Below are 17,414 nucleotides of genomic sequence, written 5' to 3'. Positions count from 1 at the left end.
AGCACTTGCTGGTCTCGGTACTTTACCTGTTTTTTCTACTTCAACATAGGCTTAAGGAAGTGAGCTGTGTGCGATCCCTCGATTTGCGACACATCTTCCGGTGTGCCTTGAGCGATTATCTCGCCGCCACCTTGACCCCCTTCAGGACCAAGATCGATAATCCAGTCCGCAGTCTTAATGACGTCCAGGTTATGCTCGATCACCACGACAGTATTTCCGTGGTCGCGAAGTCTGTGCAGTACAGTGAGCAACTGCTGGATATCATGGAAGTGCAAGCCGGTTGTTGGTTCATCCAAAATGTACAAGGTTTTTCCTGTATCACGTTTGGATAGCTCTCGCGCCAATTTAACACGCTGTGCTTCACCACCGGAGAGTGTTGTTGCCGCTTGACCCAATCGTATGTACGACAAACCCACATCCATCAGTGTTTGTAGTTTGCGAGCGATGGCAGGAACTGGATCGAAGAAGGTGCGTGCATCTTCGACCGTCATTTCTAGCACTTCATCAATAGTTTTACCTTTGTAACGTACTTCGAGAGTTTCACGGTTGTAGCGTTTACCTTTACACACATCACATGGCACATAAACATCTGGTAGGAAATGCATTTCTACTTTGATAACACCGTCACCCTGACAGGCCTCACAACGACCACCGCGTACGTTAAAACTAAAACGGCCCGGCTTGTAACCGCGAGAACGCGACTCCTGTGTGCCTGCAAACAGTTCACGGATTGGTGTAAAGATCCCCGTATAGGTTGCAGGGTTAGAGCGAGGTGTACGGCCAATTGGGCTTTGATCGATATCGATGACTTTATCGAAGTGCTCTAGACCTTTAATCGATTTATAAGGTGAAGGCTGAGCCGTTGTCGCTCCGTTAAGTTGGGTATGCGCAATTTTAAAGAAAGTATCATTAATCAGCGTTGATTTACCTGAGCCAGATACCCCTGTAATACAGCTGAATAACCCAACAGGAATTGAAAGGTTAACGTTTTTAAGGTTATTACCTGTTGCGCCTAATAGCTCAACCGTTTTTTTCGGATCTCGCGGCGTGCGATCTTTCGGTACTGTGATTTCTTTAACACCACTTAAGTACTGACCTGTCAGAGAATTCGGATTCGCGACTATCTCTTCCATGGTGCCTTCCGCAACAACATTACCACCATGTACGCCAGCACCAGGACCAATATCTATGACATGATCTGCACAGCGAATCGCATCTTCATCGTGTTCTACCACAAGTACGGTATTACCTAAATCGCGCAAATGAGTCAGTGTTTTTAGGAGTCGTTCGTTATCACGCTGGTGGAGGCCAATCGACGGTTCATCTAAGACGTACATGACACCAACAAGACCTGCACCAATTTGGCTTGCTAAACGAATACGTTGAGCTTCACCGCCTGATAAGGTTTCTGCACTGCGTGATAAGTTTAGGTAGTTCAAACCGACGTTAACTAAGAATTGCAGGCGGTCGTTGATTTCCTTCATCACTTTTTCAGCGATTTGGGCGCGTTGACCTTCCAGTTTCAAGGAATGGAAGAATTCCAATGCATCAGCAATGCTGAGTTCAACAATCTCAGGTAGTGTCGTATCAGCAATAAACACGTTACGTGCTTCAAGGCGTAGACGAGTACCGCCACAGCTTGAACAAGATTTAGTGGAGATGTATTTTGCAAGCTCTTCACGGACAGAGTTGGATTCTGTATCACGATAGCGACGTTCTAGGGTATTCAGAATACCTTCGAATGGATGGCGTTTAACGCGAATATCGCCACGATCGTTGATGTATTTAAACTCAATCTCAGTACGACCTGAGCCCTTTAGAATGACATCTTGCGTTTTCTTTGGCAGAGAATTAAAAGGGGCATGGAGGTCAAAACCATAATGATCGGCCAATGAGGTGAGCATTTGGAAGTAGTAGTAGTTCTTTTGATCCCAACCGCGAATCGCACCTTGTGCCAAGCTTAATGAATCATCTTGAATGACTCGGCTTGGATCGAAGTATTGCTGCACACCCAAACCATCACAAGTGCCACATGCACCAGCAGGGTTGTTGAATGAGAAAAGTCGCGGCTCTAACTCTTGCATGCTGTAACCACATTGTGGACAAGCGAAGTTGGCGGAGAAAATAATCTCTTCACCGTCGCCATCCATTGGCGCGACAACTGCAATTCCGCCTGATAATTCGAGTGTTGTCTCGAAAGATTCGGCCAAGCGCTGTTGTAAGTCTGGACGAACTTTAAAGCGGTCTACCACAACTTCAATGGTGTGCTTTTTATGTAGTTCAAGGGTTGGAGGATCGGAAAGATCGCAAGTTTCTCCATCAATACGCGCACGAATAAAGCCTTGAGCCTCTAAGTTCTCAAGCGTTTTAACATGCTCACCTTTACGTTCTTTGACAATAGGTGCCAATAGCATCATTTTGCTGCCTTCCGGCATCTCTAGGACTTTGTCCACCATTTGGCTGATGGTTTGCGCAGCAAGAGGAGCATGATGCGTTGGACAGCGGGGTTCGCCCACACGAGCATACAATAGACGTAAGTAGTCGTAGACTTCGGTAATTGTACCGACGGTTGAACGCGGGTTATGAGAAGTAGACTTCTGTTCAATAGAAATCGCGGGTGATAACCCTTCAATGTGGTCGACATCGGGTTTTTCCATCAGAGACAAAAACTGACGAGCGTAGGCAGAGAGAGACTCTACGTAGCGTCGTTGGCCTTCTGCATACAATGTATCGAAAGCGAGAGAGGATTTACCGGAGCCACTTAGTCCAGTAATGACAATCAGTTTATCGCGAGGGATTGTAAGATTAATGTCTTTAAGGTTATGGGTTCGGGCACCGCGAACTTCTATTTTATCCATCGTTTTTGCTCTATGTATAACCAAGTGGGGCAAGTATTACATAGTGTGAGAAATGTGCAAAGAAAATTACTGGATAAAAAAACAGTAAAGTAAAAAGCCCAGCGTTGTGCTGGGCTTTCGATACAGTAATTTCGTACTACGACGATGCTTTATACAGCTTTTTGTGTTGCGTGCTTACCTAGCTCAGAGGTTTTTTCATCTTTTAGATACAGGTTTTCAAAACAATAGTTAGTTGCTTCGATGTAACCTTCAACGCTACCACAGTCAAAGCGTTTGCCCTTGAATTTGTAAGCCAACACACAGCCCGCTTTTGCTTGCTTCAGCAGCGCGTCAGTGATTTGAATTTCACCACCTTTACCAGGTTCGGTGTTTTCAATCAGTTCAAAAATATCGGGAGTCAGGATGTAGCGGCCAATGATAGCAAGGTTGCTAGGCGCCGTGCCTTTCTCTGGTTTTTCTACCATGTCGTCTACGCGATAGATGTCGTCTTTGATCATTTCACCAGAGATAACGCCGTATTTGTGCGTTTCTTCGGCTGGTACTTCTTGTACTGCAACGATAGAACAGCGGAACTGCTTAAATAGTGCCACCATCTGAGCCAGTACGCCCTCTTGCTCGTTCACACAAAGGTCATCAGCAAGAACAACAGCAAATGGCTCATCGCCTACCAATTCTCGTCCAGTTAGAATCGCGTGGCCCAAGCCTTTCATTTCGCGTTGACGTATATAAGTGAAGTTTGCAGATTCAATGATTTCACGGATATCTACCAACAGCTCTTCTTTGTTGGTACCGCTAATCTGATGTTCCAGTTCGTAGTTCTTATCAAAGTGGTCCATGATCGAGTGCTTGCCACGACCTGTCACAATACACATGCCGTTCATACCAGCTTGGATTGCTTCTTCGACACCGTATTCAATAAGCGGTTTGTTAACGACTGGCATCATCTCTTTTGGCATAGATTTCGTTGCCGGTAGGAAGCGTGTGCCATAGCCTGCAGCAGGGAACAGACATTTTTTTATCATTGGGGGAATATCCTATCTCGTTTTTATCAAGAATCTGCGCATAACTTTAACACGAGAGGTATCAATGAATCATGAATAAAGTAGGAAAAAATGTGAGACTCGGTGCGGAAAAAAGATGAGCGACTCGTCATTTCAGTTATCAGAGCCGCTAACATTGCATCACGACATTAAGTTTTGGTCTGCCCAGGCGATTGCCTGTACTCGGTTCTTTACGGATAGCTTTTTGAATATCTGATACAAGTGCGATTTGATGGTGAATTCACTGACGAATAACTCTTCGGCCATCTGACTGTTCGAGGCGCCAGCTTGTAGGCAACGCAGTACTTGTAGCTCACGAATGGTTAGGTCTACCGTAGCTGGTGCAGTATGAGTATTAATGACATTGCGGTAATAGTGTAAAAGTTGACTGGTTACATTACGCGGCAGCCAGTTTTGACCGTTAACAATGCCTTTTAACCCTTCTCCAATTTGCTCTAGCGTATCTTCAGAATAAAACACACCTTTTAATTGACCAAATGAAAGAAGTTCATCTGTGGTTAGTCTTTTAGGCACGTTGAAGACAACGGTTTCAAAGTTTTTCCATACAAGAGGCAAATTTTTGATCGATTGAACAAGTGATTTATGTTCACTGAAGTCGATCAGTAGAATTTTATTACGGTGTTGTGGCTTGGCTTCCATGAGTGCTGCGGTTGAAATCACCGGGATGCTCATATCAACGTACTTTTCGAGTGCCGCCACTTTTTTTTGCGCATTATCTTCCATACTGATCAGAAATAGCTTTCTTGCGTAAGCCGACTTTCTCACGTGTTCCAATCTCCCTGGGTTCAATAGAAGCCATAAACTGGCATTAAAGAGAGGCCATAACCATCGCTTTACTGAATAAATGCGTTCGAATTCAAAGCTTCACGAAACGATGTCTGCAACGCGAATCAAAAATGCTACACACGTAAGTTGAAATACGATTTGGGTTCTAGAGGATGACTCAATAGATCACAATGGTATTAGACTTTAATCAAAACATTAAAGCGTGCTATTCTAATGCGCTAAAATTTTATATATCCAGAGTGAAACGGAGCACATCATGGCCAGCCGTGGAATTAACAAAGTTATTTTGGTGGGGAATCTAGGTAACGACCCTGAAATTCGTTACATGCCGAATGGCGGTGCAGTAGCAAACATTACTATTGCGACTTCTGATTCATGGCGTGATAAAGCGACTGGCGAACAGCGCGAAAAAACGGAATGGCACCGTGTTGTGTTGTTCGGCAAACTTGCGGAAGTAGCAGGTGAGTACTTGCGTAAAGGCTCTCAAGTTTACATTGAAGGGCAACTGCAAACTCGCAAATGGCAAGATCAAAGTGGCCAAGATCGCTACTCAACTGAGGTAGTTGTTCAAGGCTTCAATGGTGTTATGCAAATGCTTGGCGGTCGTGCTCAAGGTGGCGGCGCACCAATGGGCGGTCAACAGCAGCAACAAGGTGGATGGGGTCAGCCTCAACAGCCAGCTCAGCAGCAGTACAATGCGCCTCAGCAACAGCAACCACAACAACAGGCTCCGCAGCAATCACAGCAGCAGTACAATGAGCCACCAATGGATTTTGACGACGATATCCCGTTCTAAATTCTGCTTATGCTTGAATCGAAAAGGCCGCGAATATCGCGGCCTTTTTTATTGTCGCAATCTAATGATCTCACAGGCTTATCTTGGCAAGGTTAGGCGTAACAATAAAACTTATCAATGAGTGTGATTTTCTTTATGCTCCAGCCTCTCACTATCAGACTAATCCGATTGTTTGATGAACTCTTATCAAGTATAAATATTTCAATAAGGTATATGATGAATAAAAAAGGAATTTGGTATTCATGAGGTATACCCCAACTCTTAAGTTAAGCACACGGCTGGTGGCCTTTGTCACCATGATCGTTATCTGCGCCATGTTTATCTTGTTTGTCGGTGGCACCCTCTCTTTTAAACGTCTTGGGCAGGAATATCTCACCCATTATTTAGAAGGGATCGTAGAGGTGGTCGACAAGGAGATGGAAGATCCTGACGCCGCTTATTCTATGCAGCGCTGGATGCCGAAAATGCTGCAGGCTTCCAATATTGTGGAAATGACGTTGTCGACCAACAACGCCGTTGTTTATCGCTTCAAAGATACTTCTCATCAAATGGAAGCGTCAGTCTTGTTTGAGGCTGAGTACCAGCTGACTCACAATCAAGATTACACGATTCACTTTAAAGCAATTCCCCCTTACTTAGGTTACAGCTACTCAATGCAGGCGCTTTGGTCGATCACGCTTGCCGTTATATTGATCATCTTCTGCTTAATGCGCGGCGTGGCATGGCTTAAGGAACAATTAGAAGGCTCCGAAATGCTCGAAGAGCGAGGCAGAATGATCCTGGCTGGTAGGGTAGAGCAGTATGCCAAAGGTGACAAAAAAGAATGGCCTTACACCGCCAGTGAAGCGCTCGATGTATTAATCGAAGAGTTACAAGATGCGCGTCAAGAGCGAAGCCGATTTGATACCTTTATTCGAACTCAAACCTTCCTTGATAAGCTAACCGGTACCGCTAACCGAGTGTTATTTGATAGCAAGTTGGAATCGGCGTTACTAGAAAGTGGGGCTCGCGGCGCCGTGTTGCTAGTGCGTATTCAAGACTGGAAACTGGTTGAAGAAGAGCAAGATAAGCAAATTACGGATGAGTTTATTGTTGAAGTTGGGAGTTTATTGTCCAATTTAGTTCAACGATACCCAGATGTTGTATTTTCCCGTTATTACGATGCTGATTTTGCGCTTTTTCTACCGCACCAAAGTGCGAAAGATGTGGCTAACCTCGCCTCGCAATGCATTCGCCAGTTAGAAAAGTTAATGCCGCCAGAGCCACTTGATCCAGACAACTGGTGCCATATTGGCATCACCACTTATAAAGAAGGTGAGCGACACAGCCAAATCATTGATGAAGCCGAGACTGCTTTGCGTAGTGCGCAACTACAAAATAACAATAATTGGAGTCGCTTCAAAAAATGGAACCACGATGAAGAAGCTCGCGGAAGTGTGAGGTGGAGAACGTTATTTGACACAGCACTTACACCTGAAAGTGTGATACTCTACGCACAATCTGTGCATCCAATAAGTGACGCGACGCATAAAAAATCATTATATGAAGAGTTAACATGTCGGATTCGCGATCCTGAGAATGGGATTGTTAAAGCGTCTCGGTTCATTTCTGCGATCAGACAGGTTGGTTATGAAGCGCAAATGGATAAGTCAGTTATTAATAAATTCTTAAGAGAGTTTAAGGATAATTTTGATAACTCAAGATCGTATGCGCTCAATTTGAATGTAACGCCATTTTCTAACCGAGAGTACTTTAAATGGTTTCGTGATGAACTCTTACAGTTGTCACGTGAGCAGAGAAAGTGTCTCAGTTTTGAGTTTGTTGAAGCACAATTTGTAAGACACTTAGACTTTATGCGACCAGTCGCTAAAATGCTGGCCGGTTTGGGGTGCCACTTAATGGTTGGGCAGGCTGGGCGTACCATCGTCAGCACTCACTATTTAAAAGAAGTGGACATTCGTTATCTTAAACTTCATCGCAGTTTAGTAGCAAAAATCGACCAACGACATGAAAACCAGCTATTTGTCCGCAGTATGCTAGGTGCGGCGGCAAACAGTAAAACTAAAATTATAGCAGTGGGAATTGAGAATCAGAACGAGCTCAACACATTAATTGAGCTCGGGGTTTATGGTGGGCAAGGGCGTTACTTTTCTGCGGAGCAGCAGTTTCTTCCTCGTCCCCAAGCGTTGCCGAATTCTCAATCAGAATCCCAAGTTAAATTGGGAAGACGAAATCGCTGGCGGAAAAAATAAAGATAATAATCATGGATTTCAAAGCACTATTCGACAAGCTTAAGCGATCATCTAGTGGTGATCGCTCCTGCTTTTTGGTTATTCAGCCAGACGCCGTTTATTTATCATCTTCAATCAAAAGTAGTCGTCCATACCAATTTGATATTTCTGAGTCCAATTGGGAAAAAGCCGTTGAGCAAGCATTGAGCGTTGCAGCGAGTGCGTATGATTCATTAACGGTTATTCTTTCTCATAACTATTACCAGATGTACCAAATCGACAAACCGGTCATGCCGCGTCAAGAATGGCCAGCCGCATTACCGTTTTTGTTGAAAGAACTGATCTCTGAGCGTGCTATCGACATTATTGCCGATGCGGTCGAGTTACCGAATTCAACCAAAGTGCAAGCATACGTCTTATCGCGAAAAATATTGGATAAGATTGTGTTACTGGCCAGTCGAGCCCAATTACCATTAGAAGCCATTCTTCCAGAAGACGATATTTGGGGAGAGACTGCTGGTGAACTAGGAAACTTCCTATTATTACAACGCAGTGTGCGTGGTCATTTCCGTATAAGCGCTTTTGTCGAAAATACTATTGCGTTCCACCGCTCTATTCGCAGTGTGACGCCACCGTTAACGGGGGTTCCGTCTAGCGATTTACAGATGGACAGTCTGTCGTTAGAACTGCAACGTTCGATTGACTATCTTTCATCTCAGTTACGCCATGTGCAATTACATCAATTGAAAGTGTGCTGTGATGAAGAGGATGAGAGCGAGCTTGTTCAGGCTCTGAACTACCGTTTAAGTACTAAGGTTTCACCGTTATTACCACCAGAACATGAGCTATCAGGGCATGTTTTGGCTGACACTGCGGCTACTTCAAATACTCGACGCGTCAACTTATATCCCGATTACTTAAAACCGAAAAAAGAGCTCCTGACGCTAAAAAATATCGCGTTATCTTGGGGCGTTGCGGCGGCTGCAATTCTATTTTCTTACGGTTATGTCACTTGGCAGAGCAGCGGTTTGGAAGATGAGATTGCTATTGTAAAAAGTAAAGGCGATATCATGAAGTCAGAGCTTGAACGTTATCAAGTCAAGCTACGTAAACATCAACCTGACAATAATAAGCTGGCAGCTAAAGCCCGCTTAGAGCGTGAAGTCAAGGCGAAGCGAGACTCGCTTAAAGCTGTCGGGAAATACGATGACTCGCAGCGCACGGGTTACTCTGGCGTGATGCAATCATTAGCGAAGCTAGGAAACCAAGAAATTTCTTTGTCCGAAATTCGAATCAATACCCATACCTTAGACCTGAAGGGGCTAGCGAAAAAACCGAGCTCAGTGCCAAATTGGGTTAGCCAATTTAAAAACGAAATTAGCTTGGTTGGTCGAACGTTTGACGACGTCAAAATAGGTCGAAATGATAAGGATATTGTGACGTTTGAACTAAAAACGCGCGAGGATAAAGAGAAATGAACGAATTCTGGCTCTCATTAGAAGGGCGCTTTGGCGAAATGAGTACGCGTGAAAAAGTGCTCACTGCATTGTGTGGTTTAGTTGTCGTGATCATGTTGCTCTTTACGCTGGTATTGGAGCCAAAGCTTAACGAGATCATCAGTAATGAGAGGCAACTAAGTAATTTAAAGCAAGCCAATCAAAAGATTGAAATCGATACGCTACGTATTCAGGCGCAACTTAAGAAAGATCCAAATGCTGAGATTGATCGCGCGATATCTAATCTGTTAGCTGAGAGTCAGCATCTTTCGATGCAATTAGCGGAGATCATCGAGCATCTTATTACACCTTCGCAAATGGCTGAGCTGCTTGAAAATGTGTTGGAGCAGCAAAGTGGCATTCACCTTTTGTCTCTGCAAACCTTGCCATCTGAGCCAATAACGGAAGATAAAGAAGCATCGCAATACTCTGGTTACTACGTGCATCCTGTTCGTATGGAACTGACTGGTGACTATTTTTCTATTGCTAATTATCTGAATAAATTGGAGAGCCTTCCTGCGAGTTATTACTGGCGCAGCTTTAGTTATAAAGTCGAAGAGTACCCGAAAGCGAAGCTTGTGTTAGAAGTCTACACACTAGGATCTAGAGAGGAGTTTATTGGTGGTTAACAAACTCATCATCTCATTGCTTGTTATGGCAGCGGCAGGAACCGCTTGGGCAAACCAAGACCCAACGGCCCCACTTGGTTGGGAAAAACCAGCGGTTGAAACGTCAGCGAAACCAAAAGTTAAACGGTACCGACTGCCTAAGCTCAACAGTATTGTGTGTAAGCCAAGTACTGATTGTATCGCGATTATGGATAACAAACTTGTCGAAAAAGGCGAGCTATTTAAGGGTTATCGTGTCGCGAGCATTAATAGTGAATTTGTAACTTTAAAGCGTGGTAACCGTCAGTGGGACCTAGAGCTTTTTGATTTAAACGTAAAACAATAATAACCAGAGCCCGATCAGATATGCGCAAATTAGTTGTAGGAATAACGATTGCTTCTTTAATGGGATGTTCAATGGGTCATCGGAATCCAGTGGAAGTTAAAGAAGCGCTCAATGAATCGATCAATCAAGCGAACAGCCGCACATTGGAAGAAATCCCTTCTTCTGTTGAGGCAGACTTGATGCCAAATTTAGACTCGAACGTTGCATCAGAGCAAGGCACCTCGAAGCGTTTTCGTATTCAAGCGAATGCGGTCGATGCAAGAAGCTTTTTCGCCTCGTTGGTGAAAGGCACAGAGTACAGCGTGGCGATTCACCCGTCGGTACAAGGTAATATCACTGTCAACTTGTCAGATGTGACATTGGATGAAGTTCTGAATGTCGTACAGAATATGTATGGCTATGACGTGGTGAAGTCTGGCAAAGTTATTCAAATCTACCCAGCAGGTATGCGTACTGTGACCATTCCAGTCGATTACCTGCAGTTCAAGCGTTCTGGTCGCTCATTAACCAGCATTGTTACGGGCTCTGTAACCTCGGCTGGTACGTCTAATTCTGGTGGTAGCTCAGACAGTTCTGACTCGTCAGACTCTAACAATGGAAACAACAACGATAGCTCGACCACATCTACGGGTGGTACACGCATTGAAACCATCACTGAGAGTGACTTCTGGCCTATGCTGCAGCAAGCTGTTGCGAATCTAATTGGTTCAGGCAAAGGGCAAAGTGTGGTTGTAACGCCACAAGCGGGAGTTATTACGGTTCGAGCATTTCCAGATGATATTCGCGAAGTACGCGAGTTCTTAGGTGTATCGCAGGAGCGCATGCAGCGCCAGGTCATTCTTGAAGCTAAAATCCTAGAAGTGACGTTGAATGATGGCTACCAACAAGGCATCAACTGGTCAAACTTATCGGCGTCAATTGGTAACTCGGGTAGTATCGTAGTCAACCGCCCTGCGTCGACATTACCACCATTGGATGCGATTGGCACGCTATTGGGCGGTCAAACTAACGTGACTATTTCGGATGGTAACTTCAATGCTGTATTGAGCTTCATGTCTACGCAAGGTGACTTGAACGTCCTTTCGAGCCCTCGTATTACCGCTGCCAACAACCAAAAATCTGTCATCAAAGTGGGTACCGATGAGTACTTTGTTACCGAGCTATCGAGCAATGCAGGCAACGGTGAAAACTCAAATGCAGTTCCTGAAGTGGAATTGACGCCATTCTTCTCGGGTATTTCCCTCGATGTAACTCCGCAAATTGATAACAAAGGCAATGTGTTCCTGCATGTTCACCCCGCAGTTATTGAAGTCACGGAAGAAGTGAAGCAATTGAACTTGGGCGGAGATTTCCAAAACATCCAACTACCATTAGCGAAAAGCTCTATTCGTGAATCAGACTCGGTTATTCGTGCTAAAGATGGCGATGTTGTGGTTATCGGCGGGTTGATGAAACAGCAAAATCGTGAGCTTGTTTCTAAAGTCCCATTTTTGGGCGATGTACCAGCACTGGGGCATTTGTTCCGCAACGTGAATAACGTAACTGAGAAAACAGAATTGGTCATCTTGCTAAAACCGACCGTAGTTGGCGTGAACTCTTGGCAGAAAGAGCTAGAGCGCTCTCGTGATCTGCTGCAAGAGTGGTTCCCAGATGCGCAATAAGCGCTGGGAAAGGTTCTGTTTTTCAATAGGTTTGTGATTCGAGTATGTACTTGTCACACTTTGGATTCCGAGTTCAGCCTTTTTCGTTAACCCCAAATACAGAAATGTTCTTGGGGTTAGTCCCTCACTATGAGGCGATCCAAACCATCCTAGCTGCCGTGCAAATGGGAGAAGGGGTGATTAAGGTGACGGGAGAAGTCGGCACTGGAAAAACCATGGTATGCCGTAAGCTGATCGAGCAGATTGAATCTGAAGTTGAGCTTATTTACTTACCCAATCCAGTGTTGAATGGGGAACAGTTGCAGTTTGCTGTCGCCAGAGAGTTGGGTATCGAGAACGATGATCCGCTGCGTATCGTTTCCCTCATTCAAGAGCACTTGATTCAAGTACATGCCTTGGGAAAGAAAGCCGTCTTGATCGTTGATGAAGCGCAAGCTCTTTCCCCACAAGCTTTAGAAACATTGCGTCTATTTGGCAACCTAGAAACGGAACAAGATAAGCTCATTCAATTGGTGTTATTCGGACAACCAGAGTTGGATGAAAGATTGGCTAACCATGAGCTAAGGCAGTTTCGTCAACGCATTACGTTTAGCTGCCAGTTACGTCCTCTCTCTATCGATGAAGGCGTGGCTTACATCAATAATCGTTTAGATAAAGCAGGCAATGGGGCGCACATTTTTTCTATTGAACAGAAAAAAGCGATTTGGCGTTCATCCATGGGGATTCCGCGCTTGATAAACCAAATTAGCCACAAGTCGTTGCTTGCTGCATTTAATGAGCGTTGCACACTATTGAAAAATCATCACGTTTACGCCGCTATGCACGATACGTTTGATGCCCGTAAACCTAAGTTTAAAACACCCGTATTTTGGGGATGGAGTCAACCTTGAGTGCCATCAATAAAGCATTATCAGAACTTGCTGAAAAAACATCGCCGTCAGAGCTTACTCGTGCGGAGATTCCAAGTGTCTCACGCAGTAAACCTTGGCTTTGGCTTGTGGCCGGTTTTTCGTTAAGCCTTGCGGTCGGAAGCTGGGCGGTTTCTCGCGGTCCTGTTCCTTCAGGCGAGCTATCACAATTTCAAATCGACGCTATGCCATTGTCGTCTGTGAATGTCTCACCAATTGTTTCATCGGAGCGCACTCACTCGCCAACGAGTAAAATGACGCCCGATACAACTCAAGTGGTTTACACTAAACCAGCCACACAGCAGGTAGCGCAACAGCCTCACATACAAGAGACTGATAGGTTCACGCCAAGATCTGAGATAAATATCGCCTCTGAAGATGCAGTTTTACTCGCACAGTTAGCAACGATGCCGAGCGAGGAGCAATACGATCACGTAACCCACACGACATCAGAAAACAGCTCAATGCGTATTGAGCAGGTTGAGCTTACTCACCGCCAATTATCTCTTAAAGCGGTTAGCCGAGCGGAAAAGGCACTCGATGCTAACGATATGCAAACGGCGTTATCGGCTTATGCCGAGGCGTTGCGTTATGAGCCAATGAATGCAGACACGCGTCAAAAGTTATCAGCGTTGTACTTTGGTAAAGGTGACACGCGTAAAGCATATGAGATTATTCAAGAAGGCATCAACCTAGATACGAACAACCAAGTACTTCGTTTGGCCTTGTCTAAGTTGTTAGTGAAAGCTAATCAACCTGAAGCGGCGCTGAGCCCGCTTGTTCATTTACCTCCAGTACCAAGTCGAGATTACTTGGCGATGCGTGCGGCATTGGCACAAAAACACAAGCAAAATGACATTGCGCTTGAGAGCTATCAACTCCTCACTCAGCGTGAACCGGAAAACGCGCGCTGGTGGTTAGGTTTGGCTATTCAACAAGAGCGTGCCCTGGCTTTTACTACCGCGATCAACTCTTACAACCAAGCTCTGGGTAAAGTTGGCATTTCGAATCAATCGCAAGCATTTATCCGTGACCGTTTGAGCATCTTGAAAGAGTTGGAGAGCGCACAATGAAAATTCAGTTGAGAAAACGCTTGGGCGATCTTCTGGTTGAGGAAGGTATCGTCTCTGAAGAACAAATCCAGCAAGCACTAAACGCACAACGCAGTACCGGGCAGAAGCTAGGGGATGCGTTAATTGACCTTGGCTTTATTACCGAAAAGCAAATGTTGGACTTCTTGTCTCAGCAGCTTGGTTTGCCACTGATCGATCTTGGTCGTGCGCCTGTGGATGCCGAAGCCGTGCAGATTCTACCTGAGGTACACGCACGTCGCTTACGTGCGATGGTCGTTGCTCGAAATGGGGACACACTGCGCGTTGCTATGAGTGACCCTGCGGATTTGTTCATCCAAGAATCATTGATGAACTTGTTGGGCCAATACAACCTTGAGTTCATTGTGGCTTCAGAGCGTCAGCTCATTTCAAGCTTTGACCGCTATTACCGCCGTACTAAAGAGATTGCCTCCTTTGCTGAGCAGCTGCATGAAGAGCATAAAGATGTACAAAGCTTTGACTACGGTATTGATGAAGCCGATAGTGAAGAGGTTACCGTTGTAAAGCTGGTTAATTCCATGTTTGAAGATGCGGTACAGGTTGGAGCTTCGGATATTCATATTGAGCCAGACGATCAAGTATTGCGTTTGCGCCAGCGTATTGATGGCGTATTGCATGAAACGCTCTTAAATGAAGTGAACATTGCATCGGCTTTGGTTCTTCGACTGAAGTTGATGGCACACCTAGATATTTCTGAAAAGCGCTTGCCACAAGATGGCCGATTCAATATCAAAGTTCGTGGCCAATCAATTGATATTCGTATGTCGACGTTACCAACGCAGTACGGAGAATCTGTAGTAATGCGTCTGCTTAACCAGTCTGCTGGTTTGCGTCCGTTAGAAGAGTCGGGCTTGCCGCCAGACTTGCTTGCTCGCTTACGTCGACAGCTGGCGCGTCCGCACGGCATGATTTTGGTTACCGGGCCGACAGGTTCCGGTAAAACCACCACGCTTTACGGCGCATTGAGTGAGCTCAACGAACCTGGGAAAAAGATCATTACAGCAGAGGACCCGGTTGAATATCGTCTGCCTCGCATCACTCAGGTACAGGTTAACAGTAAGATCGATCTAACTTTCTCGCGTGTTCTTAGAACCTTTTTACGTCAAGACCCAGACATCATTCTTGTTGGTGAGATGCGTGACCAAGAGACGGTAGAAATTGGTCTGCGAGCTGCACTAACGGGTCACTTAGTATTGAGTACTCTTCACACCAACGATGCTGTCGACAGTGCGTTACGTATGATCGATATGGGTGCGCCGGGTTACTTGGTTGCTAGTGCAGTCAGAGCCGTGGTGGCGCAGCGTCTTGTGCGCCGAGTTTGCCCAGATTGTAAAACAGAAGACCACTTAGATGAGTCTCGCCAGCAGTGGTTAGCTGGGCGTTTCCCAAATCAAGTTAGCACCATTTTTTATAAAGGCGCAGGTTGCCAAAACTGTAACTTGACTGGTTATCGAGGCCGAATCGGTGTGTTTGAAATGCTCGAACTTGAGCAAGAGATGATGGATAAATTGCGAGCCAATGATGCGGTTGGCTTTGCGCAAGCCGCGCGCCGCTCAGAAAACTATAAGCCACTGCTTGCTTCTGCAATGGAACTGGCGCTACAAGGCACCGTCAGTTTGGATGAAGTGATGACCCTAGGTGAGGGTGATGCTTCTGGTAAGACTGATCCCATTTTCATATAGGTAAGTGAATGCCAACTTTTCGTTATCAAGGCCGCACGCTAGACGGCTCATCCACTAACGGCAAAATCGAAGCAGTGAACTCTGAAGCTGCAGCGGAAGCATTGATGAATAAAGGGGTCATCCCGCTCAATGTACGGTTAGAGAAAGAGTCGGCAAAAAGCCAAGTGAGCTTGTCTAAGCTGTTTGTGCCTGCTATTCCGTTGGAAGTAATTATTCTTTTCTCTCGCCAGTTGTTTAGTTTGACTAAAGCTGGCGTGCCTTTGCTGCGCTCTATGCGTGGCTTGTTGCAAAATTGCGAAAACAAACAGCTCAAAGAGGCGCTAGAAGATGTCGTTTCTGAACTGAGTAATGGCCGAGGTTTGTCTTCTGCGATGCAGCAACACAGTAAAGTATTCAGCCCACTGTTCGTTTCTATGATCAACGTCGGTGAGAATACGGGTCGGCTTGACCAAGCGCTATTGCAACTGGCGAATTACTACGAACAGGAACTTGAGACTCGCAAACGCATTAAAGCGGCGATGCGTTATCCGACGTTTGTCATTATCTTTATCACCATCGCCATGTTTGTATTGAATATCTTGGTGATCCCTGAGTTTGCATCGATGTTCGCGCGCTTTGGGGTTGAGCTACCATTGCCGACGCGTATTTTGATCGCGACTTCTAATTTCTTTGTTAATTATTGGGTGTTGCTGGTTGTGGCAATGATTGGCGCGTTTACTGTATTCAGAGCGTGGGTGGCGACGGCTGATGGTCGGGAGAAGTTCGATAAGTTTCGGCTTCGGCTGCCAATTGTAGGCGATATCGTTAATCGTGCGCAGCTTTCTCGTTTTGCCAGAACCTTCTCGTTGATGCTGAAATCAGGGGTGCCACTTAACCAGTCTTTGGCTTTGGCCGGGGAAGCCTTAGGGAACCGTTTTTTAGAAAACCGAATTCTTGAGATGAAGTCCGCAATTGAAGCGGGTAGCACCATTTCAGTGACGGCCATCAACAGTAAAATATTCACCCCATTGGTGATTCAGATGATTGCAGTAGGTGAAGAAACTGGTCGTATTGATGAGTTGCTGCTGGAGGTGTCGGATTTTTACGATCGAGAAGTCGATTACGATCTAAAAACGCTGACCGCAAGAATAGAACCATTACTTTTGGTGATTGTCGCAGGCATGGTCATGGTGCTGGCATTGGGTATCTTCTTACCAATGTGGGGAATGCTCGACATCATCAAAGGCGGCTAATAGGTGGTTGAAAATCAAAGCCGAGCAACGCTTATTGTGTTTGGGGTTATTGCTACGATTATGGCGGTGGGTTTGGCGGTCAAATTACGTCCTGTGACCGAGCAAGCACAAGTAACTGGGGCTAAGTTGGCGAGAGTTTGGATGCAAGATAGTGTTCAGCGTTATCGTCAAGCTTGGCTAGTACAAGGCGAGCCAGAGCATATGCTGATGGATGGTTTTAACCTTACTATGACTGAGGACGGGTTAGTGTCTCCCTTTACTCAGCAAGGTGTATTAGATTGTGGTTATTGGCTAGCGGTGCATTACCCCCAACGTAAAATAATGACCAACAAGTTAATAGATATCAGTGGAGCCATCAAAACTGATCGTTATGTCTGTCACTACACTTATGAAAATGGTCAGTCGATTGTAGTTATCTCAACTGCTAATCAACTGAAAATAGACGTCGAAATGTCGGCGGAGTGAATTTTTTGACACCTAATCACTATAATTGGTAATGAAAGTCGGTATAATGCAATCATTACCATAAGTAACAGGCTGTAATCGTGGGTAAACAATAATGTGTTTTTCTCATTGCAGCATGAACTGAATAATGGCGAATCGTCATTCTGCTCAAGCGGTAGATACAGTATCCACT

General features: G+C 45.3%; 14 protein-coding genes. 11 read left to right on the top strand and 3 right to left on the bottom strand.

Annotated elements, in window-relative coordinates:
* Positions 1 to 35: 35 nt before the first annotated feature.
* The 3 genes from uvrA to R7Z78_RS20100 form a co-directional block, all read right to left on the bottom strand.
* Positions 36 to 2,858, bottom strand: coding sequence for an excinuclease ABC subunit UvrA (gene uvrA / locus R7Z78_RS20110; protein WP_104975640.1), 2,823 nt, complete (start codon positions 2,856 to 2,858; stop codon positions 36 to 38).
* Between the two features lie 149 nt (positions 2,859 to 3,007).
* Positions 3,008 to 3,880: a UTP--glucose-1-phosphate uridylyltransferase GalU gene (galU, locus tag R7Z78_RS20105; protein ID WP_005381239.1), complete on the bottom strand. Its 873-nt coding sequence runs from the start codon at positions 3,878 to 3,880 to the stop codon at positions 3,008 to 3,010.
* Between the two features lie 159 nt (positions 3,881 to 4,039).
* Positions 4,040 to 4,684: a LuxR C-terminal-related transcriptional regulator gene (locus R7Z78_RS20100; RefSeq protein ID WP_005381237.1), complete on the bottom strand. Its 645-nt coding sequence runs from the start codon at positions 4,682 to 4,684 to the stop codon at positions 4,040 to 4,042.
* A gap of 277 nt (positions 4,685 to 4,961) precedes the next feature.
* On the opposite strand from R7Z78_RS20100, the gene R7Z78_RS20095 reads away from it, so the two are divergent.
* The 11 genes from R7Z78_RS20095 (at position 4,962) to R7Z78_RS20045 (ending at position 17,242) form a co-directional block, all read left to right on the top strand.
* Positions 4,962 to 5,501, top strand: coding sequence for a single-stranded DNA-binding protein (locus R7Z78_RS20095; RefSeq protein WP_005381235.1), 540 nt, complete (start codon positions 4,962 to 4,964; stop codon positions 5,499 to 5,501).
* A 242-nt stretch (positions 5,502 to 5,743) separates the two neighbouring features.
* A complete protein-coding gene (gene csrD / locus R7Z78_RS20090) occupies positions 5,744 to 7,753 on the top strand; it encodes an RNase E specificity factor CsrD (RefSeq protein WP_005381201.1) in 2,010 nt (669 codons plus the stop codon).
* A gap of 11 nt (positions 7,754 to 7,764) precedes the next feature.
* Positions 7,765 to 9,210: a hypothetical protein gene (locus R7Z78_RS20085; RefSeq protein ID WP_005387799.1), complete on the top strand. Its 1,446-nt coding sequence runs from the start codon at positions 7,765 to 7,767 to the stop codon at positions 9,208 to 9,210.
* Positions 9,207 to 9,857: a type II secretion system protein GspM gene (gene gspM, locus R7Z78_RS20080; RefSeq protein WP_005381197.1), complete on the top strand. Its 651-nt coding sequence runs from the start codon at positions 9,207 to 9,209 to the stop codon at positions 9,855 to 9,857. The genes R7Z78_RS20085 and gspM overlap by 4 nt, the downstream gene beginning before the upstream one ends.
* Positions 9,850 to 10,182, top strand: coding sequence for a hypothetical protein (locus R7Z78_RS20075; RefSeq protein WP_005381196.1), 333 nt, complete (start codon positions 9,850 to 9,852; stop codon positions 10,180 to 10,182). Before gspM ends, R7Z78_RS20075 begins: the two co-directional genes overlap by 8 nt.
* A gap of 20 nt (positions 10,183 to 10,202) precedes the next feature.
* Positions 10,203 to 11,843, top strand: a complete 1,641-nt coding sequence (mshL, locus tag R7Z78_RS20070; RefSeq protein ID WP_005388471.1) for a pilus (MSHA type) biogenesis protein MshL — start codon at positions 10,203 to 10,205, stop codon at positions 11,841 to 11,843.
* Between the two features lie 44 nt (positions 11,844 to 11,887).
* Positions 11,888 to 12,733 carry an ExeA family protein gene (locus R7Z78_RS20065; protein ID WP_005388464.1) on the top strand — a complete coding sequence of 282 codons (846 nt, stop codon included), beginning with the start codon at positions 11,888 to 11,890 and terminating at the stop codon, positions 12,731 to 12,733.
* Positions 12,730 to 13,824, top strand: a complete 1,095-nt coding sequence (locus R7Z78_RS20060) for a tetratricopeptide repeat protein (protein WP_169644028.1) — start codon at positions 12,730 to 12,732, stop codon at positions 13,822 to 13,824. The genes R7Z78_RS20065 and R7Z78_RS20060 overlap by 4 nt, the downstream gene beginning before the upstream one ends.
* Entirely contained in the window at positions 13,821 to 15,545 is a 1,725-nt protein-coding gene (locus R7Z78_RS20055; RefSeq protein ID WP_005381188.1) for a GspE/PulE family protein, read from the top strand. Before R7Z78_RS20060 ends, R7Z78_RS20055 begins: the two co-directional genes overlap by 4 nt.
* Positions 15,546 to 15,553: 8 nt before the next feature.
* Positions 15,554 to 16,777 (top strand): type II secretion system F family protein, encoded by a 1,224-nt coding sequence (locus R7Z78_RS20050; protein ID WP_005388460.1) that lies wholly within the window; start codon positions 15,554 to 15,556, stop codon positions 16,775 to 16,777.
* Positions 16,778 to 16,780: 3 nt separating this feature from the next.
* Positions 16,781 to 17,242 (top strand): hypothetical protein, encoded by a 462-nt coding sequence (locus R7Z78_RS20045; RefSeq protein WP_031781206.1) that lies wholly within the window; start codon positions 16,781 to 16,783, stop codon positions 17,240 to 17,242.
* The last annotated feature ends 172 nt before the right edge of the window (positions 17,243 to 17,414 follow it).

Source organism: Vibrio sp. 1167 (genome assembly GCF_033340375.1).
GTDB classification, from domain to species: Bacteria; Pseudomonadota; Gammaproteobacteria; order Enterobacterales; family Vibrionaceae; genus Vibrio; species Vibrio alginolyticus.
This window is presented reverse-complemented; position numbering and strand designations above follow the sequence as displayed.

Coding starts and splice junctions, on each gene's coding strand:
- mshL (WP_005388471.1), top strand. CDS start 10,203: ATGCGCAAATTAGTTGTAGGAATAACGATTGCTTCTTTAATGGGATGT.
- galU (WP_005381239.1), bottom strand. CDS start 3,880: ATGATAAAAAAATGTCTGTTCCCTGCTGCAGGCTATGGCACACGCTTC.
- csrD (WP_005381201.1), top strand. CDS start 5,744: ATGAGGTATACCCCAACTCTTAAGTTAAGCACACGGCTGGTGGCCTTT.
- uvrA (WP_104975640.1), bottom strand. CDS start 2,858: ATGGATAAAATAGAAGTTCGCGGTGCCCGAACCCATAACCTTAAAGAC.
- gspM (WP_005381197.1), top strand. CDS start 9,207: ATGAACGAATTCTGGCTCTCATTAGAAGGGCGCTTTGGCGAAATGAGT.
- R7Z78_RS20085 (WP_005387799.1), top strand. CDS start 7,765: ATGGATTTCAAAGCACTATTCGACAAGCTTAAGCGATCATCTAGTGGT.
- R7Z78_RS20065 (WP_005388464.1), top strand. CDS start 11,888: ATGTACTTGTCACACTTTGGATTCCGAGTTCAGCCTTTTTCGTTAACC.
- R7Z78_RS20055 (WP_005381188.1), top strand. CDS start 13,821: ATGAAAATTCAGTTGAGAAAACGCTTGGGCGATCTTCTGGTTGAGGAA.
- R7Z78_RS20050 (WP_005388460.1), top strand. CDS start 15,554: ATGCCAACTTTTCGTTATCAAGGCCGCACGCTAGACGGCTCATCCACT.
- R7Z78_RS20095 (WP_005381235.1), top strand. CDS start 4,962: ATGGCCAGCCGTGGAATTAACAAAGTTATTTTGGTGGGGAATCTAGGT.